Here is a 16,504-nt window from a genome sequence, read left to right on the forward strand (position 1 = left end):
CAAGCAGGAGGAACATTTACAGACCAATCAGAACATCGCTTCCTTCGATTTTAACCGGATAAATTTTCACCTGTCCCGTATCGGGCGCCATTACCTGGCCATCCAGAAGATTAATCTTCCAGTCGTACAGAGGATCGTATAAGGTATGACCCGAGACCATTCCCTCGCTAAGCGGGCCTCCCTTACGGTTAGGACTCCGGTTGTCGATGGCGCAAAAACGCCCATCCGTTAACCGGAAAACCGCAATTTCTTTCTTGTCGACAAAAACCGTTTTGCCCAAACGGGGCGGAAAATCTTCTGAATGACCAACACGGATGTATACGGCATTCTGTTCTTCCACCGCTGCCTGTTCGTGAATCATTTCAACCACTCCTTTTCGGTTAGCTGGAGTACAGCCCCTTGCGGGGCTGCCTTATTTAGTCCGCTGTTTCTCTAGGGGCGACCTTGACTGTTTCGAAGAGCGCCTGCTTGTCTTCTGGGCTGCCGATTACTTTCTGCCAAGGATCCGCCGCACGGGTCAGCGCTTCTTCCATTCTCTCCACAAGCTTCTTCCGGTTCTCCAAATCGTGGACAGCCGCCTGTGCAACGGCCGCAAGCCCGATTCTTTCCACCCAATCCGAAGTCCTCTCGAGGTATTTGGCTGTTTCCCGGTAATGCTGCAGGATAGCCGCCGAAATATCAATTAATTCCTCGTCTGTTTTCACTTTGGCAATCAGATCCGCCAGTCTGGGCTTGATCCCGCCGTTACCGCCGACATAGATCTCCCAGCCGCCGTCATTCCCGACGATTCCGATGTCCTTCGTACACGCTTCGGCGCAGTTGCGCGGACATCCGTTGACGGCGAACTTCACTTTGGCCGGCATATCGATCCGCTCAAATTTGCGCTCCAGCAGCTGCCCCATCGCCATCGAATCCTGGGTGCCGAACCGGCAGAACGCCGAGCCGACACAAGTCTTCACCGTCCGCAGCGCCTTCGCGTAAGCGTAGCCCGACGGCATATCGAGCTCCTCCCACACCTTCGGAAGGTCTTCCTTATCAATCCCAAGCAAGTCGATCCGCTGCCCGCCCGTGATCTTGACGGTTTTGACACCGTATTTGACTGCGGTATCCGCAATCCGTTTGAGATCCTCCGCGGTTGTAACGCCGCCGTAAATCCGCGGCACAACGGCGTAGGTGCCGTCTTTGTTGATATTGGCGTGGAGGCGTTCGTTGACGAAACGCGATTCTTTCTCCTCCACGTATTCACGCGGCCACATCATAGTCAGGAAGTAGTTCAGAGCCGGACGGCATTTCGAGCAGCCTTCGGGGTTGCTCCACTCCAGCTGTGCCATAACATCAGCGGTGGTCATCAGTTTGTGGTCACGGATTGCAGCTACCACCTCATCACGGCTGTGCGTGGTACATCCGCAGATGCCTTGTGCGGCGGCACCTGTAAAGTGATCTCCCAGCACACTCTGCATAACCTGCTCGACCAGCGGCTTACAGCCCCCGCACGAGCGGCAGGCACCTGTGCAGCCTTTCACTTCATCAATAGTCGTAAGACCCTGGTCGCGGACCGCTTCGATGATCTGACCTTTCGTTACGCCGTTACAGCCGCATACGATATCTTCATCTGCGAGCAGCTCCGCCGCATTCGTCACGGCAGCTTCACCCGCAAGACCCATGATCGACGCATGCATATCGGCCGTCATTAGCGCTCCGGCTTTGATCCACTGCTGAAGCTGGGTCGCCTGCGTCACATCCCCGAACAAGACACCGCCGACGATCCGGTTGTCGCGGAGCAGCACTTTTTTATACGTGTGTCTCCAATCATCCTGCATTTTAACAATCGTCAGCTCCGGTTTATCTATGAATTCTCCTGCCGAGAATACATCTACACCCGAGATTTTCAGCTTGGTGGCGAGTACGGTTCCTTCATAGGGCTTGGTTTCCACGCCGCACAAGTGCTTGGCAAGCACCTGTCCCTGTTCGAACAGCGGGGCAACCAGCCCATAGCAGACACCTCTGTGTTCGCAGCATTCTCCGACCGCATAGACATCCTCAGCCGTGGTGCGCATGTAATCGTCTACGACGATCCCCCGGTTAACTTCAATGGTTTCGCCCCGGGCGACATCGTTGTTCGGCTTAATCCCCACCGCCATTACGACGAATTCCGTATCGAGCTCTGTCCCATCTGCAAAACGCAGCCCTGTTACGTGGTCATCCCCCATGATTTCCGCGGTCTGTTTCCCCATGGCAAAATGCAGTCCCTGACGCTCCAGCTCATCCTGAAGCATTCTCGAAGCAGCCGGATCAAGCTGCCGTTCCATCAGATCGTTCATCAGATGGACGACCGTAACTTCCATGCCCAGCTTCGCCAGTCCTTTAGCCGCCTCGAGACCGAGTAAACCGCCTCCGATCACTGCCGCTTTCGTCTTCTGTCTGGCAGCCTCCAGCATCCGGTCGCAATCCGCGATATCGCGGAAGCCTACGACGCCCTCTTTATCTGCACCCGGAATCGGGAGAATAAACGATTTCGAGCCTGTCGCGATCACCAGCTTGTCGTAAGCCACTGCCTCCCCTTTATCGGTGAGTACTTGCCTCGCATCCGTATCAATTCCTGTAACGGTCGTCCCTGTTAATAAACGAATTCCATTCTCGCGGTACCAGTTCCAATCATTAAGTACAATATCGTCTACCGTTTTACTGCCCTCCAGAACATACGAGAGCTGAATCCGGTTGTAGTTGGGGTAAGGTTCACTGCCTATAATCGTAATTTCAAATAAATCGGAATTCAGCTTCAAAATCTGCTCAATGACTCCGACGCCTGCCATACCATTCCCGATGAGCACCAGCTTATTTCGCCGCATGCGTATCTCCTCCTGCCGATTGTAGATCTTTTATAGCGATAGGGCTGCTCTTAACAGCTAAGAATCAAGGACCGTTTCGCGTTCCGTAAGCTGCTTTGAGCGGCATCACTTTTGTTCCATGTCCGGATCGTTGTCTCCGGTGTCTGTGCCTTATTTAAAACCTGCTTGATGAAACTGCTCTTTTATAAAAGAATAATGTGAAATTAAGCACATACTTAGTATAAACCGGAGAAGCGGATCGCAGATGTGATGGACATCACATTCACTTCCAGAAATATGTACAAAAAGTGAACAACATGTGAACGAAGCGGAAGGAGAGTGTAAGAAATAAACCGGCAACTACACGCAGGATGCGGGTTTCTGACATGGGAAAGCAGTTTTTTGTGTGAACACAGCTTGCCGGCTGCAGAGCAGACCTAATCCTCTTGCCGCACATAAAAAAGCGTACAACTCAACTTCCGCTGAGTTATACGCTTTATTGATCTGCGGGTGACAGAAGGTCTTATGCCCCCGGTCTGTCCACCCGTACGATATGAAACAGGCTGCCGGACAGTAACCGTATACGTATTCACGGTAAGCCGTAGCTTACAGCAGCTCCAGCCGGACACGGCTGCCTCTTCCGGACGGTTCAGCCGGATCGACAATGAGCTTGCGGGGAAGCCTGGCTCTCAGCTCCGGTACGTGACTGATAACACCGACCGCGAGCCGGTCCATATGAAGCTTCTCCAGGGAGGTGACGACCATATCCAGCAGATCCGGGTCCAGCGTACCGAAGCCTTCATCGAGGAAGAAGAACTCCAGCGGCACCTCGCCCTTAAGCTGAATCTGTGCGGACAAAGCAAGCGCCAGCGCGAGCGAAGTCAAGAATGTCTCGCCGCCGGACAGCGTACCGACCGGCCGCTTCACGCCGCCAGAGCCGTCATCCCGGATGACGAAACCTCCGCCCGAGTCCACTTCAATCGCATAGCGCTGGCGGGTAAGCTGGCCGAGCCGCTGCGACGCCGCACGGCTCACCTGCATGAGCTGCTCCTCTGCAAGGAACTCGACGAATGCATTCGCTTTGAGCACCGACTGCAGCTTAGCCAGCCGGCCGTGCAGCGTCTCTTGCTCCGCGCGCTGATCCTCAAGTCCGCGCCACTGTTCGTGCTTGGCCTGCAGCTCCTCGCAGTCGCGCTCCGCTCTGGCGCGGGCCGCAAGCGCAGCTTCGTCGCTCGCCTGGGCGCCGAGCAGCAGCTGCTGCGCCTCCGCCCAGCCGTCGCCGGTCACCGACCGCCCGGCGAGCTGCGCCACAAGCTGCGCGAGCCGCGAGCGCAGCGTCTGCTCCCGCTCGCGGTGAAGACGCGCCTCCGCCGCCCAGGCGCTGCGCTCGGCTTCGCCGATATACGCAGCCTGCACCGCGGCGGCATCTGCGAACGCAGACGCTTCCAGCGCGCGGCTTAGACGCTCCAGCGCCTCGGCAAGCTGGCGCTCAGCCGAAGCGGCAGCCTGCACCGCGGCGCTCAGCCTCTGCGCCGCTTCCTGCTGCTCGCGGCGTGAAGCCTCGTGCGCCTGCTTCGCCCGCTCGCAGCGGCTGCGGAGCGCTTCGAGTTCGGCGGCGGCGGCCTCGATCTGGCGCGGCACCGGCTCGCTGCCGGCGCGCCCCTGCAGCTGCTGCGACTTCTCAGCGGCGAGCTGCGTCAGCCCCTGCAGCTTCGTTGTGAGCTGCAGGACGGTTTTGTCCAGCTCCGCCGCATCGCCCCGGAGCTGTTCGAGCTTAGCGAGCACCCCGTCAATGAACGGGATGCTCTTCTCTATGCGGGCGCTCAGCTCCTCCGCCTGCTGCTCCTGCTCGTGAAGCTGCTTCAGCCGCCCTTCCACATCTTCCTGCTTCAGGCCGTCCGCCCCGTGCCGCTCGTGCCACTGCGCGTCCTGCTCGCGGATCGCCTGCTCCAGTGCAGAAGCTTTGGCTTCATCCGCTTGAAGCAGCCCCCGCAGGGAGCGCAGTTCGGCTTCGCTCTTCTGAGCCGCTGATTCAAGCGGACGTAAACGCCGCAGAAGTGACTGATAAGCCTCTTCCAGTTCTGCTTGCGCCCTGGCGAACAACCGCATACGGGCTTCCATCCGCTTCCATGCATCTGCCAGGCGGTTTCCAGTGTCTTCCGCATCCGGATCTGATGAAGAAGAATTTTCAGGCGCTGCAGGACTCTCCGGAAGATCACTTCCCGAAACGTCGTCCGCACTTGCCGTTGCGGCAGCCGCTTCCGCAAGCATGCCGACGGATGACCCTGTCGCTTGCAGCAGCGCCTGGTTAGAATCTGCGCTTCCGTGTTCTTTTGCCCGTTTCACGAGAGTGTCCAGGGCAAGCAAATGTTTGTCCGCCTGGGCAGCGATTGTCCGGTATTGTTGAATAAGCTGCTCACATTCTTCTATTGCCCGCAGACCATCGGCAGCCGACCGGCCGGCCGCAGGCAATGAATGATTGTGATGCGGAGCCGGATGTTCCACAGCTCCGCACACGGGGCACGCTTCCCCTTCATGCAGCTGCTCCGCCAGCTTGGCAGCCAGCTGCTCCAGTTCCGCTGCACGCTCTTCGGCTCTGCGGACTTCAAGCAGACGAATTGCCGCAGCTTCGCTAACGTGCAGCTGCTCCCGCAGCGCGGAAGTCTCCTGCTGCTCCTCTACGACACGTCCCATCCAGTCCACCAGATCCCCGGCCCAGACTTTCATCTCCCGTTCGGAAGCAGCGGCCTCCTGCTCCTTCGTCCGAATTTGTTCCAGCTTGCGGAGATTCTCGGCAGCAAGCTCGCTCAAGCGCCTTTTATCTCCATCCAGCTGTCTTTTGTCATCCATCGCCTGCTGGAGTTTACTCCGGAGCTCATATCCCACCTGTACCGATTTAAGAGCTTCTTTTAATTCCGCCTGTCTGGCGAGCGCTTTATCTTTGGTGTCGGATTCTTTACGGTATGCCTCCTTGGTTTGAACAAGCTCGCGGGTCAGCTCCTTCTCCTGCTGCTGCATATCGCGGCACTGAAGATGAAGAGCCTTGAGCTCTTTCTCCTGCTCCAGAGCCTGATTAAGGTGCTCCAGCCGGATGAGAAGCAGCTCTTCCCGCTTCCCCAGCTCCGCCTGCGCCTGCTCGGACACCTGAGCGGCTGCCGTTAGCTTCCGGTCCGCTTCCTCTGCAAGGATCCGGGTCTCCTCCAGCCGATTCCTCTGCTTGGCTTCCGCTGCCGCAGCCGCTTCCTGATGTTCCGCGTAAGGCCGGAGCTTCTCTGCCTCTTCTGCGCGTTTGACGCGTTCTTCTCTTGCGCGAACAGCTGATTCTTCCTGCTCCAGCTTCATCTGCTGCACCTGGATCTGCCCCACTTCCTCTTGCAGGGACAAGATACTTTTCAGCTCGTCATGCCGCTTTACCGCTTCCTGGAGCGTTTTACGCTGCTCTGCCGCATACAGATCAGCTTCTTTCCTTCGCTGCTCGGCACTTGCCAGCGCCTCAGCCGAAGCGTCCCCCAGTCCCTGCTGCCGGGCTGCAAGCTGTTTCAGCAGGCCGTCCGCTTCTTTTAGTTTGCCGCTTACTCGCGCGCTCAGCTGATCTCCGTATGCTTCGAGGTGAAACAGCCGTTGAAGCATTTGACGCCGGTCTTTGCCTGTCAGCGACAGGAACTCGGCGAATTTCCCCTGCGGAAGGACTACGGCGCGTGTGAAATCCTGCATAGACAATCCGAGAACATGCTGGACCTGGTGCGTAACATCGGTTGATTTATCTGCGAGCACGACGGGTTCTTCGCCGCTGAGCCGGACAAAGCGGCTGACCGTATTCGTTACGGATACATCCGTGCCGCGTTTGAACTGCCGGTCCACTCTGTACCGGACCGGTCCTTCCGGATAACTGAGCTGGAAAGTAAACGAGACGGCCAGCGTATTCTCCGCATGATTCATAATCCCTTGAGTGCCGCCTGAAGCCCGCTCAACTTTGCCGTAGAGCGCAAGGGTAATCGCATCAAGAATCGAGGATTTACCGCTCCCGGTCGGTCCGAATATCCCGAACACGCCCGCATCGCACAGCTGCGTAAAATCAATTTCCTGTGTTTCCCGGTAGCTCTGCAAACCGGACATTTGCAACATAATTGGACGCATATGCTTCGTCTCCTCCTATTCCGCCGTCTCCGGACTCCCTGTCTCGTCCTGCAGCAATTCCATAAACAACCGGACCAGTTCCGGCTCAGGCACGGCTCCCCCTGTCTGCCGCTCATAGAAACGCCGGAACAGCTCATCGACCGGAAGCCCCGCCGTTGAGGCCGCCGCCGTCTCTTCTTGCGCGCTGCGCAGCGGGTAAACAGGCTTAATGTGTATAAAGCCCCCATGCGCTTTGCGCAGTGTCTGTATTTCATGCAGAGACATCGCTTCACTCACATGAATTTCCAAATCAATCCAGGCATTAGCGTCGCGTCCCTCATCCAGCCAGCGGTGAATCTCCGCCAATCCTTCTTTTGCCTTCCACTTTACCAGAGGCCTTCCCGATGACAAAAAAACTTCTTCCATCACAGCCGGCTCTCCCGGCTTCACGTCCAGAACCGTAACGGATTTAGCCTGTCCCGCTTCGGAAAAGCTGTAGGCAAGAGGCGATCCGCAGTAACGGATGGGGCTTGCTCCCTTCATGGTCTGGGGCCGGTGCAGGTGCCCGAGCGCCACATACTGCGCACCGACATCCAGTGCCGACGTGTCCACGGTATACGCTCCGCCAACCTGAATCGGGCGCTCCGATTCACTTTCATTGCCGCCCAGCACATACAGGTGGCTCATCAGCAGATTCACGGTATCCGGGCTGAAACCGGCTGTCTGGGTCCGCACCAATTCTCCCACACGTTCGGAATAGGCACGCCTCAGAACTTCTTCTCCGGCATCGTCGCTAAGCAGCTCGCCCAGTCTCGATTCGGACGGATAAGGCAGCGCAAACAGCTTAGCCGTCTCACCCGTCCGCGATATACCGATTTCCAGAAGCCCCGCCTTGGGCAGACCAATCAGCGTGATTCCCTGCGCACGGGCGATCGGAGACGATGCTCCGAGCCGGTCCGGATGGTCGTGGTTTCCCGAGATCACGACAACTTGACGGCGCCCATCCTCAGAAAGCCGCGACAGAGCTTCATAGAAGAGCTGCTCAGCCGCAGCCGGCGGATTGACGGTGTCATACACATCCCCGGCCAGCAGCACAAGATCAATGTTTCCTTCCTTGACGATCCCGACAAGTTCATCGACGAAAGCCACTTGTTCATCAAACCGGCTGCGGCCCTCCAAAGTGCGGCCCAAATGCCAGTCTCCCGTATGCAGTACTCGCATAACTAGTCCCCCAACTCTTTTTGACAAAATCAAATCTTTCATCGAACAAATTCATAATTTCATTCAGCGTGTATATCTCACGATTAATTCGGATCCAAACGACTATCTTTCGAGCTCCACCACATGTCCTCCGTCAAAAAAGAACAAATATGTTGCGGCCAGCTTCCGCTGCCAAATGGTTTCCACAGCCTGCGCGTAGAGCCCGATCTGCACTTTATATCTCTCTTTCAATTGAGGAATTCCTACACCGGTGACCTTATCCGTCTTGTAATCCAGCAGAACAAGCCCGTCCGGCGTCTCGAACAAACAGTCCACTACCCCTTGCACCAGCACGGTTTCGAGGCGGGTAGCCGCATCGGCATGCGGGTACACGGTTCCGGCAGGCAGGCCCAAGCTGAACGGCACCTCCCGCCATACCCGGTCTGACGAAGCCAGGCTGGCCCCCAGCTCAGAGGCAAAGAATCCCGTAATGATCTCCGCATCAATCACCCGGCCTTGTGCAGGTGTAATGAATTCTTTGGCGATCATCTCCTGTACCGTGCCCATTACCGTATCTGTCGTGACATTCCCAAGCGGAATATGCTGCATCACGGCGTGGAACACTGTTCCACGCTCTGCCGACGTCAGCTTCTTTTCTTCCATAAAAGCAGGCCTTCTGAACAGGGAGGAACGGGCAGCAGGCGTTGAATCCGCCGCAGCTTCGGTCGCTTCCTGCTTGGAATCAGCCATGGAATCAACTATGAGCGCATCCTCAGAACCCGTTAACAGCAATTGTTCGGCTATGAAATCAAGAGGCATTTCTGCCCTCACCCTACTACTCACTTCATTGGCGGACGAGGAGCTTGGCAATTGGCCGGCTCCAGGCGATAACGGTTTCTTCTCTATGGATGATGGCGCGCCTTCTCCCGTCGCGAGTTTGAGCAGCCTTGTCGGTAAAATCAGTCCGCTTCCGGGACTTGGCATGAGCTGAGCTGAAGGCTTCTCATCTTGACCCGCCCCGCCGGTACGCTCCGCCAGCCGCTTCAGCTCGGACACAGAGGTTTTGGAGAAATAGGCGGTGGATTGAGCATACGGATACGTCCAAGACAACGACTTCGCAAGCGGCACCTCCCATTCGCTGGAAAAGGTGGGCACCCGGTTAAGCGTCTTTAACGCTTCCAGGCGATCGGCCTGAATCGTTACGGCTTCATCCGCTTTACCCATAGCAGCCAGCGTATCCGGCGCCAACACTTCAAAGTGCCACAAGGAGCCGTCAGCCGCAAGCGCAGCAGGTACGCGCTCCGGAAGTCCGGCACGCTCCCGCCACAAGCTCGCATCCTTATGGCGCATTAAGACAGGTCCGAGCCAGTCCATATAGCTGCGGGCACGCGCCACTTCATCATCCGGCAGGGCCCAGCTGCCGTGCTCCAGATAGCGGCTCCAACCCAGCAAAGCCTTGTCCAGCGAGCGGACCGTACCGAGCAGGTAGAGCTTCTCTCTCGCACGCGTCAATGCAACGTAGAGCACACGAAGCTCTTCGGACAGCGTCTCGATCCGCATACGCCGTTTGATGGCAAGCTGCGGAAGTGTCGGGTAGCCGATCCGCAGCTCCGTATCGACAAAGCGCGGACCGAACCCGAGTTCCTTATGAATCAGGAACGGGTCGAGCAGATCGCGCTGGTTGAACATTTTGCCAAGACCCGCGACGAATACGACCGGGAACTCCAGTCCTTTACTCTTATGGATGGACATGATCCGTACCACATCTTCCTGCTCGCCAAGCGCCCGTGCCGTACCCAGGTCTCCTCCGGTTTCCTTCATCCGCTCGATAAAACGGAGAAAGCGGAAAAGCCCGCGCAGTGAGGTGCTTTCGTACTGGCGTGCCCGGTCATACAGCGCCCTTAGATTCGCCTGGCGCTGCAGACCTCCGGGCATAGCGCCTACAAAATCAAAATAACCCGTATCTCCATAGATCTGCCAGATCAAGCGGGCCAAAGAGCCCTGCCGGGCTTCACTCCGCCACTGCCCGAGCCGCTCAAGAAAGTCTCTGATCTTGCTGCGGAGCTCCGGATCTGGTTTCCATTCGGCGGCATCCTGGAGACCGGAATCGGCAGGCTGACTTAACGCGGAACCGCCTTCCGCATAAGAGCGGACTGCTTCGTAATAAGGAATATTCTTGCCGGTAATCCGCAGGGATGCCAGCTGCTCAGCCGTCAACCCGACTATAGGAGAGCGTAACACCGCAGCAAGCGGCACATCCTGATAAGGGTTATCAATTACCTTGAGCAGCGCCAGCATGACTTCCACTTCCGTTGCGGTAAAGTACCCCGTATTCAAATCCGCATAAGCGGGAATTCCCAGCAGACGCAGCTCCTCGATAAATATAGGCGACCACTGCTGAGTGGCACGAAGCAGAACTACGATATCCCTGTACGTTGCCGCACGCATGCTGCCGGATCTTTTGTCATACACAAGGAAAGGCTCCCCAGTCTCAGGCTCCAGCATATTCCTGATCTTAAGCGCGATGGCCCGCGCCTCCATTTGGGCCGTTTCAAGCTCCTGGCCTTCGAGCATCATGCCGGTTTCGTCGCCCGAAGCCGCTTCACCCTGGTCTTCTGCGCCCTCATCGCCATCCGTATAATCGGATTCTCCGCCTGGCTGGGAAGCGGCAGATCGGTCAACGAGGAGCATTTCAACTGCTAGATTCTGGCTCCCCGTGGCCGGATAAGAAGCGCCGTTCACCAGTTCGGCCCGCGCATCGTATGCGATATCTCCGACACCCTCGTTCATAATCTGCCTGAAAATGAAGTTAACGGCATCGACGACTTCCTGCCGGCTCCGGAAATTCCGGGCAAGATCAATCCGCCGGCCCGGCCCGCCTCCTTCGCTCCGGTAGGTCTTGTATTTCTCCAGGAAAAGGGCCGGCTCTGCCAGACGGAACCGGTAAATACTCTGCTTCACGTCGCCTACCATAAACCGGTTGCCCGGCGCGGGCTCCGAGATCAGTTCCACGATGGCTTCCTGCACACGGTTCGTATCCTGATACTCATCGAGCAGCACCTCGGCAAACTGCTCACGGAATTCGATAGCCGCACGCGAAGGAAACAGCTCCGCAGGACTCGATTCAGGCGCGCGCAGGATACGGAGGCAGAAATGCTCCAAATCTGCAAAATCCACCAGTCCTTTGGCCGCTTTGGCCTGACGGTAGCGCTCTGAGAAATCGATAACCAGATCGACCAGAATATGAATGACCGGCGCCATTTGACGGGTTTCCGCCAGAAATTGCCCCGGGGGACGCCCGAACAGTTCTTCCCGGAGAGAAGTGATCCGTTCCTTGGCCCGGCTGCGCATATCTTTGACCTGCTCTTGCAGCATCGGATCGGCTTCTTCCTTTTTGCAGGCTTTGAGTTTACCGAACGATACGGCTTGAAAAGCACTGTACAGGATCTCCCAGGAATGATGATCGGCAATTTCCAACAGTCCGCTCACAACCGCTAAATCATCCTGCAGGGCGGCTTCATAAGGGTAGGGTCCGCCGGGCTGTCCGGTAAGTTCAATGGCCTGCTTCAGCAGTTCCGCGGTCCCCTGAAGTTCAAGCCGGACATCTGCGATCAGGCTGTCCAGCCAAAAATCTGCGGGCGCTCCCTGACCGGTATCTCCTTCGGTGCCTTCGGTGCCTTCGGTGTCTTCGGTGTCTTCGATGTCTTCAAGCCCAAGAGAGGGTTCATTGCGATCGGTCCCCTCACTCAGTACCGTAGAAGCAGCCGCCGCAGCTTCCTTATACGCTTCGGTCAAGGTATCGATCGCTGCTGCTCTTTGCGTCCGGTCTTCCGTGGCATTCCCTGCGGCTTGATGAGCAGCAGGCCCGGGACCGAACATCGCCGCCATCTCGCGCAGCCAATGCTCCGGCCATGGATGGCTCCGTGATTCATCGTACAGCTTCTGAATCAGCAGATGCAGAGGCACATCGCTCCGCTCTCCGCCGAATGTATCGACAAGCCGCCAGAAGGGGCTGTCTTCCACACTGTCCCCGTAGTACTGCTCCATCATCTCTTCCAGTTGGTCATGACGCATCAGCTCGGCTTCTGTCTCATTCGCAATGCGAAAGCCCGGGTCAAGCTGGATCAGGCTGTAGTGCCTGCGGATCACTTCCAGACAAAAAGAATGCAGGGTCGTCACGGAAGCCCGCCCCATAAGGGCAAGCTGACGTTTCAGATGCTGTGAATCGGGCCTCGCCGTCAGCTCCTTCTCCAGCGCCTCGCGAATGCGCTGCTTCATCTCGGCCGCAGCCGCTTTCGTGAACGTGGCAACGAGCAGGCGGTCCACATCCAGAGGAGCGGATTCGTCCGAGATGCGGCGAATAATCCTTTCCACCAGCACGGCTGTTTTACCAGAGCCCGCTGCTGCGGCTACGAGCATATTTTGTCCTTTCAAAGATATCGCGTCCCATTGTTCGTCCGTCCAGGTACTCCCGGCCGGCTTACTTATTGAATCAGCTCTCATGCGTCCCGTTCCCCCTTCCCGCTTTCTTGCCTGTCCGGCTGCGTTTTTGACAGCTCGGCCCACACGCGCTCACGGCCCATTTTGATCATATGATTAGGCTCATTGCCTTCCAGCACCGGATCGAATTGACACACGGCCTTATACGAACAGTGCTGACAGGCTGATTTATTGCCGGTCCGGTAAGGCGTGATATCCACGCGTCCATCCGTAATTTCCGTGCCGATATCCCGGATTCTGCTGCGTACGAATCCGCGCAACGTATCCCACTGCTCCTCCGATGCGACGGATGAAGATTTATAGAAGCCCCCGTCTTTGGACAATGCCGCCGGGACAAGCTGAGAGTGTCCGCTGGCATCCTGAAGTCCGCTATCCATCATTCGTACAACGTCAGGATCGGCCATGAGCAGGCCTTTCATTTTATACCGTTTGCGCAGCTCTTTCTCGATATCCTGCACGTTCATTCCATTCGTAAACTGAAGCAGAGGATTGTGAACGTGGAAATACAACACGCCCGCAGGCGTAGCCGTCATCCCGAGCCACTCCGGTGCATGCGTAAGAATAACGTCCAGATACGTCAGCATCTGCAGAGACAAACCGTAATAGACGCTGGACAAATCCAGCGCTGTCGGGCTTGACTTGTAGTCGATAACCCTCAGGAGCAGGCCGCTGTCTCCCTGCGCCTGATCCACACGGTCGATCCGGCCGATAATTTCCATCGTGCAGCCATTATCGAGCTGGAAGCTCAACGATGGCAGCGTCCCCCCCGGTCCAAAGTCGATTTCGAGTCCTACAGGCGCGAACCGGCTGCGTTTGGCATGCTCACCGAGCATAATCGCCGCTTTACCGACGACTTGCTTGAGTTTATGAGAGATATAGCGGTATCGTTTGGAGCTCAGCAGGATCTCGCCCTGCAGTCTTGGAGCAAGCCGGTCCACCACATCCGATGTCCGTCTGTAAGTCTCCGTACTAGACAATGATGCCCAGTCGACCTTATCCTCCTGAATACCCTTTACGAACAAATTCAATGCCCCGTGAAAAAGCTGTCCGATATCCGGCGCTTCAAGCCGGAAAACTCTGCGCTCCCTGAGCTTCAGGCCATGCGTCAGAAAATGCGAAAACGGACACGCTACATAACGTTCCATCCGGGACACGCTGGCACGGAGATGCCGGCCGTACAAGAGACGGCTGGTCTCTCTGGGCAGCCGCTCTTCCCTGTTGGAATAAAGCAGGCCTTGGACGAGGCGGTGCATACTCCCGCGCCACTGCGGCTCGGAAACGAAATAATTATACGTCCCCCACCAGATATCCCCTATGGCGGCTCCCCGCATCCACTGCTTAAGCTGCACGCCTAAATAGGACAGCGCTCTGGCCGGGCTCGCCATATAGGCAAGCTGCTCTGATGCGGACATCGCAGGGGATGGTTCGCCCATCCACTGCACTTCCTTGAGATGGGGCAGCAGGCCCTTGATCTGCCGGACCAGCTCCGATGGAAGCAAAGACTTCCCTTCCTCATCGGCGAGCGGATACGACAAAGACAGCTGCCGGCTGGGTACAGCCAAGGAAGAATAAATCAGGAAGGATTCATCCAGCAGCCGTCTTCGGTTGCCGTCCGCCATCGGCAGGCCGGTCTGCAGGAGCAGCTCCCGCTCCGATTCGGCCAGCACGCCGTCTTCTGCCTGAGAGGCAGGAATTACGCCATCACTTACGCCTAGAATAAAGGCATACCGGATTTTCATCGAACGAGTCCGGTCCATACTGCCGACGAGAACCTGATCAAGCGCCGGGGGTACAAGTCCGAGCTTGATGCTCTCCAGACCCGTCTCGAGCAGCTCGGCATAGAGCTCCGCCGAAATTTCTTCATCGCCCATCAGCTCGATAAGCTGGTCGAACAAGTCCATCAGGCTGCCCCATAACTGGCTGTGCTCACGCGCTTTCTCCGGTTTGCCGGCCTGCACGGCCTCCGCGTGCCAAGCTTCCAGCCTCTCCGGTGCATGCACATCCGTCAAAAGTTCATAAAGGGCCTCGGTTCTGGCTTGTACGGTTTTGGATTTGCGAAGGCGCTTCTGAAAACGCAAAAGCGGCTGCGCCACCCACTGCCTGGTTTGCTGAATCTCTTGCAGAAACTTCTCCTCGGCCGCATTTGCCGCTGTTTCTTCTTCTTCCAGAGATGCCCGGGACCGGTGGGTCCACGGTTTGCCGTCTGTCCACCTGCTCCCCTGGATCCCGTAGGACAGCACGTAGTTCTCGAGCCTGTCCATGGCGGCTCTCAGTTCCGTCAACGTCAGATCCGCCGCTGCCGGAGCTTCCATAGCCTCCGCTGCGGCCTGCTCTGCGGAATCAACCCCTTGAGGGGAGCTGCTCCCGTTCCCGGCCTGTGCAGCGCCGGAGGGAGCCCACGGCAGCAGCAGGTCGGTTTTGACGCACCGGAACACAGCGTCATATCCCCAGTTGTGCAGGACCACTTCCAGCGCTGAGCGGATGAATTCGGCTAACGGATGATGGAGAACCGTTCTTTTCTGATCAAAGAAATGAGGAATGCCGTAATCCGTAAAGGTTGTTTCGAGCAGATCCTCGTAACTGCCCATATCACGCACCATCACAGCCATGTCACGCCAGCGGACACCCTGCTCACGCGCAAGCTTCGTCATTTCCCTGGCTACGCCCTCCGCTTCCGCCCGGCGGTTCACAGCCGCATACAAAGTGACCTGTTCACCCTCCGCAGATTTGTCCGCAGGCAAATAGGGCTTTGCATACCGTCCCATGCGCTGCTCGAAATTCTGCTCGAGATGCGCCAGCATCGGACTGGCCGCAAAGCGGGGCTTAATAGCCGGCTCTATGACAATCGTTTCAGCAGGCCCGCCGTCTATCTCATCCAGCAGCTCTTGAAGCTGCACCATCGTCCTCGCGGTCGGGTGGAACAAATCAAGCTCCTCCGGAATCTCTCCGGCATAATAAGGCCTGTTCAGGCAGAGCGACACGCTTATTTCCCTGCTGGTCCGGAACAGCTCCCTGACTACCCGGAGCTCTTGGGGTGTAAAGCCATGAAAGCCGTCGATCCAAATACGCGCATCCTGCATATACCGGGATTGCCCCAGTTCTTCGGCCAGCTTCGCAAGCGTACCCTCTCCGTCCAAATAGCGGACCGATATTTCTTCTTCAAATGCCGAATAAATGACTTGAAGATCACGCATTTTGTCACGAAGCAGCTGCTTGCGGCTGCCCAGAAACTCTTCGTAAGTCTCCACGTGGCGGCTAAGCCCGTCTCCTGTCACACAGTACCGTCTCCATTCGGCGAACAAATCGTTTAAACGGTCAACAAAACCGGTCTGTTCATAGACAGATTGATAAAAGCGGAGATCATCCTTACGCTTATGTAAAAGCTTGTGAAGGAGAAGTTTCTTGCCCACATCATCAATCGGCTGTCTCGCGGTTCCGCCTCTTTCCTGCATAATCCGCCATGCGAGGCGGCGGAAGCTGAGTACTTGGGCACGGATCGTCCCGCCTACATCCGGATGGTCGACCAGCGCAAGCTCCGTCTGGAAAGTAGCCTGCTCGGGGACGATCAGAATGAGTGGAGGCCCATCCGGCTGCTTCTTCAATTCTTGTATCATTTCGTCCATGCACAGCCGGCTTTTGCCGCTTCCTGCACGGCCTACAATAAATCGTACCTTCAAGGCATTCCGCTCCTTTCGCGCTCTGTGTCCAACCTTCTATATGAATCATTCACCCTGTCAAATATGGGGAATCTATGTTCTCTATTGATCTATTGTATCATAATTTACAGGGGAGGGGCCAAGACGGGCGTGTGGGACATTTTGCAATTCTGAAGCGGAGACCTTCTGCCGCAAGACACAAGA

At 56.8% G+C, this 16,504-nt stretch carries 6 protein-coding genes; all 6 read right to left on the reverse strand.

What is annotated here, in order from left to right:
• Nucleotides 1-16 precede the first annotated feature (16 nt).
• The 6 genes from nirD to EDM21_RS07915 all read right to left on the reverse strand — a co-directional run bounded on the left by nirD (nucleotide 17) and on the right by EDM21_RS07915 (nucleotide 16,321).
• Nucleotides 17-361 (reverse strand): nitrite reductase small subunit NirD, encoded by a 345-nt coding sequence (gene nirD, locus EDM21_RS07885; RefSeq protein ID WP_157334422.1) that lies wholly within the window; start codon nucleotides 359-361, stop codon nucleotides 17-19.
• 55 nt (nucleotides 362-416) lie between these two features.
• On the reverse strand, nucleotides 417-2,849 hold the full coding sequence (gene nirB, locus EDM21_RS07890) for a nitrite reductase large subunit NirB (protein ID WP_157334424.1): 2,433 nt from the start codon (nucleotides 2,847-2,849) through the stop codon (nucleotides 417-419).
• Nucleotides 2,850-3,434: 585 nt separating this feature from the next.
• A complete protein-coding gene (locus EDM21_RS07895; RefSeq protein ID WP_157334426.1) occupies nucleotides 3,435-6,965 on the reverse strand; it encodes an AAA family ATPase in 3,531 nt (1,176 codons plus the stop codon).
• Between the two features lie 15 nt (nucleotides 6,966-6,980).
• Entirely contained in the window at nucleotides 6,981-8,165 is a 1,185-nt protein-coding gene (locus EDM21_RS07900) for an exonuclease SbcCD subunit D (RefSeq protein WP_157334428.1), read from the reverse strand.
• Nucleotides 8,166-8,267: 102 nt separating this feature from the next.
• Nucleotides 8,268-12,647 (reverse strand): helicase-exonuclease AddAB subunit AddA, encoded by a 4,380-nt coding sequence (gene addA, locus EDM21_RS07910; protein ID WP_157334431.1) that lies wholly within the window; start codon nucleotides 12,645-12,647, stop codon nucleotides 8,268-8,270.
• Nucleotides 12,644-16,321: a PD-(D/E)XK nuclease family protein gene (locus EDM21_RS07915; RefSeq protein ID WP_157334433.1), complete on the reverse strand. Its 3,678-nt coding sequence runs from the start codon at nucleotides 16,319-16,321 to the stop codon at nucleotides 12,644-12,646. Before EDM21_RS07915 ends, addA begins: the two co-directional genes overlap by 4 nt.
• Between the last annotated feature and the right edge of the window lie 183 nt (nucleotides 16,322-16,504).

The organism is Paenibacillus lutrae, assembly GCF_009757775.1.
GTDB lineage: Bacteria > Bacillota > Bacilli > Paenibacillales > NBRC-103111 > Paenibacillus_F > Paenibacillus_F lutrae.

Coding starts and splice junctions, on each gene's coding strand:
- addA (WP_157334431.1), bottom strand. CDS start 12,647: ATGAGAGCTGATTCAATAAGTAAGCCGGCCGGGAGTACCTGGACGGAC.
- nirB (WP_157334424.1), bottom strand. CDS start 2,849: ATGCGGCGAAATAAGCTGGTGCTCATCGGGAATGGTATGGCAGGCGTC.
- nirD (WP_157334422.1), bottom strand. CDS start 361: ATGATTCACGAACAGGCAGCGGTGGAAGAACAGAATGCCGTATACATC.
- EDM21_RS07900 (WP_157334428.1), bottom strand. CDS start 8,165: ATGCGAGTACTGCATACGGGAGACTGGCATTTGGGCCGCACTTTGGAG.
- EDM21_RS07895 (WP_157334426.1), bottom strand. CDS start 6,965: ATGCGTCCAATTATGTTGCAAATGTCCGGTTTGCAGAGCTACCGGGAA.